The sequence below is a fragment of the Pseudomonas sp. FG98 genome (assembly GCF_057808595.1).
Genome location: NZ_JBMDIJ010000153.1, coordinates 1 through 6,348, shown reverse-complemented (window position 1 = coordinate 6,348; position 6,348 = coordinate 1). Strand labels below are relative to the sequence as shown.

Here is a 6,348-nt window from a genome sequence, read left to right as displayed (position 1 = left end):
GCTGCCACAGGGTTCCGGGCCAGTCGCATGCTCCAGGCCTGACACAGGAAACTGTGGAAGCTGGCTTGCCAGCGATAACGCCCGCAAGCTCGATCTTGAGAGAGCTGAAAACCTGTCGCCAGGCACCACAGAGCCCCGACCCGATTCATTGACCCAGCACACCCCCCCGGCAATTAACCCCGCCACCCAGCCCGCAAGCCTTGCCATATCCTCCGTCCTGGACTTTGCTCAACCCCTCTACCCAACCGCTCAACCAGGAGGTGGACCCATGGCAACCATGAGAGCAGCCGTTTTCGTAGAGCCCGGCCGGATCGAGCTGGCGGACAAACCCATCCCGCAGGTCGGCCCCACCGATGCGCTGATCCGCATCACCACCACGACCATCTGCGGCACCGACGTGCACATCCTCAAGGGCGAGTACCCCATCGCCCGCGGCCTGACCGTGGGCCACGAGCCGGTCGGGGTGATCGAGAAACTCGGCAGCGCGGTCAAGGGCTACCAGGAAGGCCAGCGAGTGATCGCCGGGGCCATCTGCCCGAACTTCAACTCCTATGCCGCCCAGGATGGCGTGGCCTCCCAGGATGGCAGCTACCTGCAGGCCTCCGGGCGCTGCGAGTGCCATGGCTACAAGGCCACCGCCGGCTGGCGCTTCGGCAACCTGATCGATGGCACCCAGGCCGAATACGTGCTGGTGCCGGACGCCGAGGGCAACCTGGCACCGATCCCCGACGGCCTGACCGACGAGCAGGTGCTGATGTGTCCGGACATCATGTCCACCGGTTTCAAGGGCGCGGAAAACGCCAATATCCGCATCGGCGACACCGTGGTGATCTTCGCCCAGGGCCCGATCGGCCTGTGCGCCACCGCCGGAGCACGCCTGCTCGGCGCCTCGACCATTATCGCCGTGGACGGCAATGACCATCGCCTGGGCATCTCCCGCAGCATGGGCGCGGACATCACCCTGAACTTCAACCAGTGCGACGTGGTGGACGAAGTGATGAAGCTGACCCGCGGTCGCGGCGCCGACTCGTCCATCGAGTGCCTGGGCCTGCCCAGTACCTTCGAGCAGGCGATGAAAGTGCTCAAGCCCGGTGGCACCCTGTCCAGCCTGGGGGTGTATTCCAGTGACGTGAAAATCCCCCTCGGCGCCTTCGCCGCCGGCCTGGGCGACCACCGCATCAACACCGCGCTGTGCCCCGGCGGCAAGGAACGCATGCGCCGGCTGATGAGCGTGATCGCCTCGAACCGTGCCGACTTCGGCTCGCTGGTCACCCACCATTATTCGCTTGGCAACATCGTCGAGGCCTACGACCTGTTCGCCCATCAGCGCGACGGCGTGCTGAAGATCGCCATCAAACCCTGAAACATCGTATTGCAAGGCGCCCGGCCAGGCGGTCGGGCGTGCCACTACTGCTTCGTCAGGGCAGCCTGTATCCTTGCGTCAGGCCAGGTAAGCGCCTTTCGCCGCGGTTTTCGCAACCGCCGGCACGGGAATCCGGACTCTCCATCAGGTACTGACGTGAAGCGTGACATCCACCTCGTTGTTCTGTTGCTCTCCCTCATCGGTTGCTCTCTGGCTTCGCTGACGTTGTGGAAGGTCATGGCCTCTCGCGAGCGCGTCCTGCAAGAAGCCGACGTCCACGGCCTGAACCTGACCCAGGCGTTGGTGACCTACTCCGAAGGCATCGTCCGCCAAAGTTCGCTGCTTCTGCTCGGGTTGGTCGAACGCCTGGAGACCGAAGGCAGCGGCCCCGCCCAGATCATCCGCCTCAACCAACTGGTCGCCCGCCAGCAACCATTGATGCCACAGTTGAGCGGAATCACCGTGTATGGGCGCGACGGCCGCTGGCTGATGTCCTCCAACCGGCCGATTCCGGTCGGTGTCAACAGCAGTGATCGTGTCTACTTCATCCATCACCGCGACGATCCCTCGCGCGAGCCCTTTATCGGCCCGCCGATCCGCAGCCGGGCGAACCAGGAGTGGGTGATCACCATCAGTCGTCGCTTCAACGATGCCGACGGCAGCTTCGCCGGAGTCGTGGCAGTGACCCTGGGTATCGAGAACTTCCTGCATCTGTTCGGCACCCTGGATATCGGCGAGGACGGCGCCATTGGCCTGTCGTACACCGATGGCACGCTGCTGGTGCGCTATCCGTTCCGCGAGCAGGACATGGGGCGCAACTTCTCGCAGTCGCCGATCTATGCCAAATACTTGGTGGACAAGTCGGTGGGCACTGCGTCCTTCACCTCCAGCCTGGACGGCGTCGAGCGTCTCTATGCGTTTCGCAAGAGCGACCGCCTGCCGCTGGTGACCACCGTCGCCCTGGGCAAGCGCGAGGCCCTCGCGGCCTGGCGCCTGGAGGCGATGCTGTCGCTGTTGGTCGTCGCCGCGCTGCTGGCCATCACTGGCATCATCGGCTGGTTGCTGATCCGCTCGATCCATCGGCGCATCGCGGTCGAAGACGACCTGCGCGTGGCCCAGCGGCAACTGCTCGACAGCAACCGTCAACTGGAACGCCTGGCATTGGATGACGCCCTCACGGGCCTGGCCAACCGCCGCTGCTTCGACCAGACCCTGGCCATGGAAATTCGTCGCGCACAACGGGATGTCACGCCGCTGGCCCTGTTGATGCTGGATATCGACTTTTTCAAACACTACAACGACTGCTATGGCCATCCCGCCGGCGACGCCTGCCTGCGCCATGTCGCCGAGGCCCTGACCAGTTGCATACGACGCCCACCGGACCTGGTCGCGCGTTATGGCGGCGAGGAAATGGCCGTGATACTGCCCAACACTGATGCTGAAGGTGCCAGGGTCGTCGCGCAATTGATGCTGGAGGCACTGGACCGCCTGGAAATTCCTCATGAACGCAGCCCTTTCGGTCGTGTCAGCGTGAGCATCGGCCTGGCCTGCACCTCGGAGACGGCCCTGGACTCCACGCAACGCCTGATCGATAGCGCCGATCAGGCGCTATACGCGGCCAAGAACGCTGGTCGCAACCGCCTGGCAGTGGCTAGCGCCGAGCAGGACCGGCCCACGATCGTCACTGTGCGCTAATCGAAGTCAGCGCCAGCTCGGCCTGGCACCGGGCTCGCCCTATCGTTCGTTGAAATACCCCCGCAAACCCCCTCTTTTCCGGCCTTTGCCACACAGCCCGCGCGTCTTTACTTAACCCTTACCTAAGGCTGACAGAGCGCGCACCTCGGTACTGATAACCTTTTTCAACTGCTTGCTTAGCTAAGCATCTTTTTGCCATCACTGTTTCTCCGTACCGATGACTACTGAATCCCAAGACCTGTTGAACACCCGGACCCGCCAACTCGACGCCTACCGTTGGGCCCTGTTGCGGGAAAAGCACGGCCTGCTCGGCTCGCTGCTGCGCACCCTGCGCGATACCGCCGCCGACCTCGCCCTCGGCATCGGTGCCCGGGCCCGTGCGGTCGAGGCCAGCGACGAAGGCTCCGAGCGCATCCTGGTGCTCCACGGCTCGCCCAAGCTGCTCGCGCAGCGGCGCAAGAACGGCCTGATCCAGGCCCTGCGCCAGCGTGGCCATGAGGTCGTCGAAGATGCCATCGAGCCGCTGGGCACGGCGGTCCGCTGCAAACGCCTGTACCGACCGGCGCTCAAGGTGCCCTTGCGCTACTACGCCTATGCCGCCTACGCCGAGTGGCTGGCACGCCATCACAATCCGGGCCTGGTGCTCAATGAACGGCATGGCAGCCTGGTGATTCCCTTCCTGCGGGTGTCACTGAACCAGCAGGGCCGGCACCTGGCCCAGTTGTCCCACGCCACGTCGGTCGACCACTCGCGGCGCTTGAGCATGACCGACTACGACTACTACCTGCTGTTCGGCCAAAGCTCGTTGCAAGCCCTGCAACGGCGCACCCTGCGTTTCGGCAGCACCCGTGCGATCCTCACCGGTTCCTACCTGATCGACCAGCAATACAACCTGCCCGCGCCACGCAACGAGTTGCGCCTGCTGGTGCTGGGCGTCGGCCCGGACAGGGAAGCGCGCAGCGGCTACCAGCGCACCTACGCCCTGATCTGCGAGTGGGCGGCCCGGCATCCCCAGGTTCCGGTGATCTTCAAGGCCCATCCGCGCAGCCGCATGGAGTTCTGGAAAAAGGCCGCGGCCACTTACCCGAACATCCACCTGGCAGCACCGGACGCCTCCCTGGCCCAGGCCCTGGCGAGCAGTTCGGTGGTGCTCAACATCATGTCCAACGCCGCCCTGGAAGCCAGCCTGGCCAACCGCGCGGTGATCTACGTCAACGCCAGCGGCGATGCCGATGTGCTCGAACAGGCGCGCTTCTTCGGCGACTGCATCCGCGACCTGGAGACCCTCGACGAGCGCCTGGCCTGGCTGTCCCACCACTACCAGCAAGCCTTGTGCAATACCCGCGCTTTCGCCGAATACCACCTGGCCCATGGCCTGCTCGGGCAAAGCAAGACCGCCGAGGTCATCCACCACCTGGTACACCGGCACCCGCTGGCCACCACCGAACTGAACGGAACCCTGGACTGAACAGCCCTCGTCGCCCACCGCAAGCCTCCCTCCTGGAACGAGCATGATCGCGAAAAAGATTCACTACTGCTGGTTCGGCGGCAAGCCGATGCCACTGCTGGCCCGTCGCTGCCTGGCGTCCTGGGCCTGCCATTTGCCCGACTACGAGATCGTTCGCTGGGACGAATCCAATGTCGATGTCTACGCCCATCCCTTCACCGCCGCGGCCCACAACGCCGGCCGCTATGCCTTTGTCGCCGATTACGTGCGCATGCAGGTGCTGGCCCGGGAAGGCGGCATCTACCTGGACACCGACGTCGAAGTGCTGGCGCCCTTCGAGCCGATGCTGGACAACCACTTTTTCATCGGCCTGGAGTGGGATAACCGCTTTGGTACCTCGGTGATCGGCGCGATGCCAGGACATTGGCTGCCCAAGGCCATGCTGGCCTGGTACGACCGGGAGCGTTTCGACTGCTCCCGCCTGTCCGAGCTGGTGAATGTCAACGAAGTCAGCCGCCTGCTGCTGGTCAAGGGCTTTTCCGCCAGCCACCAGGAACAGGTCATCGGCTGGGATCGGGTGTATCCGGTCGGAGTCTTTGCCGATCCGCACCGCCAGGCGGCGGACGGCATACGGCCCACGGCACGCCACCTGTACGCGGGCAGTTGGCGCAATCGCCAGCACAAGAGCGTATTGAGTCGTGCCTGGCGCGGCTTGCGCAAGGCGCCGGGCAACCTCGGACACGGCATGCGCCTGTGCAGTTACCAGGCCACCACCTGGCTCAGGCAGACACTGCGCGACATGCGCTGACACTCAAGGAGAGAACGCATGAAAGCGGTTTTTGCAGCCGGCAGCGACAACGTCGGCGACGAGCTCAACGAATGGATCTGGCCGGCGCTGGTTGGCGACATCCAGCGCGAAGGGGTCGCCCTGCTGGGCATCGGCACCTTGCTCAACCAGGATTTCTGCCGCCGCCTCGCCGATGCCGAGCGCATCCTGGTCCTGGGCAGCGGCGCCGGTTATGGCGCACCACCGGCAACTGACGGACGCTGGCAGTTCCATGCCGTGCGCGGCCTGCGCACGGCCCGGGCGCTGGGCCTGCAGGCCGAGTGTGCGGTGGCCGACTCGGCCTACCTGCTGGCCAGCCTGGACTGGCGCGACGGGCATGAGCTTCATGGTGACGTGGTAGTGGTGCCTCATCACCGCTCCCTGCGTTACCTGGATTGGCAGCGGGTCTGCAACCAGGCCGGGGTACGGCTGGTCTCGCCCTTGCTGCCGGCGGCGGCGTTCATGCAGGAGATCGCCGGTGCGCGGCTGGTGCTCAGCGAAGCCATGCATGGCGCGATCCTCGCCGATATCGCCCGGGTTCCCTGGCAAGGATTCGCCTTCGGCGGCCAGTTCAACCAGGACAAATGGCTGGACTGGGCGGAGATGTTCGCGCTGGACCTGCGCATTCGCCGGTTGCCGGGGTTCTACAACCCGGCCCGTTTCAGCGAAGACCGCCCGCTGCGCTACCACCTCGGCAAGGTGCTCAAGGCACGCTTGAGCCGGGTTGGCCTGGGCCGCGAGAAGTGGCAGCGGATGACCCTGCCCGCCTTCCAGGTGGCCAGGGCCGAGGACGGGCTGGTCGACCAACTGGTTGAACTGGCGAGCTCGCCGGGCATGCTCAGCAGCGAGGCGCAGTTGAGGATGCGGGTGGATCAGCTGTATCAATGCGTGGATGAACTGCGTGCGGCGCTGCAGGCCCCGTCGGGCAGGCGCCTGCAGGGCGATGGCCTGGCGTTCCTGGCCAAGCGCCGCGGCGCCGGGGAGCTGGAAAGGTAATGCGGTCCCTGTGGGAGCCGG

General features: G+C 65.1%; 5 protein-coding genes. All 5 read left to right on the top strand.

Going from position 1 to position 6,348, the window contains the following annotated elements:
• The first annotated feature begins 268 nt into the window (after nt 1-268).
• The 5 genes from ACODSK_RS32065 (at nt 269) to ACODSK_RS32045 (ending at nt 6,327) form a co-directional block, all read left to right on the top strand.
• Nucleotides 269-1,363, top strand: a complete 1,095-nt coding sequence (locus ACODSK_RS32065) for an NAD(P)-dependent alcohol dehydrogenase (protein ID WP_489022093.1) — start codon at nt 269-271, stop codon at nt 1,361-1,363.
• A gap of 156 nt (nt 1,364-1,519) precedes the next feature.
• Complete coding sequence (locus ACODSK_RS32060) at nt 1,520-3,058, top strand: sensor domain-containing diguanylate cyclase (protein WP_489022091.1); 1,539 nt, start codon at nt 1,520-1,522, stop codon at nt 3,056-3,058.
• A gap of 217 nt (nt 3,059-3,275) precedes the next feature.
• Nucleotides 3,276-4,526 carry a capsule biosynthesis protein gene (locus tag ACODSK_RS32055; protein ID WP_489022089.1) on the top strand — a complete coding sequence of 417 codons (1,251 nt, stop codon included), beginning with the start codon at nt 3,276-3,278 and terminating at the stop codon, nt 4,524-4,526.
• 43 nt (nt 4,527-4,569) lie between these two features.
• Nucleotides 4,570-5,313 (top strand): glycosyltransferase family 32 protein, encoded by a 744-nt coding sequence (locus tag ACODSK_RS32050; RefSeq protein WP_489022088.1) that lies wholly within the window; start codon nt 4,570-4,572, stop codon nt 5,311-5,313.
• An 18-nt stretch (nt 5,314-5,331) separates the two neighbouring features.
• The gene (locus tag ACODSK_RS32045) at nt 5,332-6,327 is read left to right on the top strand and encodes a glycosyltransferase family protein (RefSeq protein WP_489022086.1); all 996 of its coding nucleotides are present in this window, start codon (nt 5,332-5,334) and stop codon (nt 6,325-6,327) included.
• Nucleotides 6,328-6,348 lie beyond the last annotated feature (21 nt).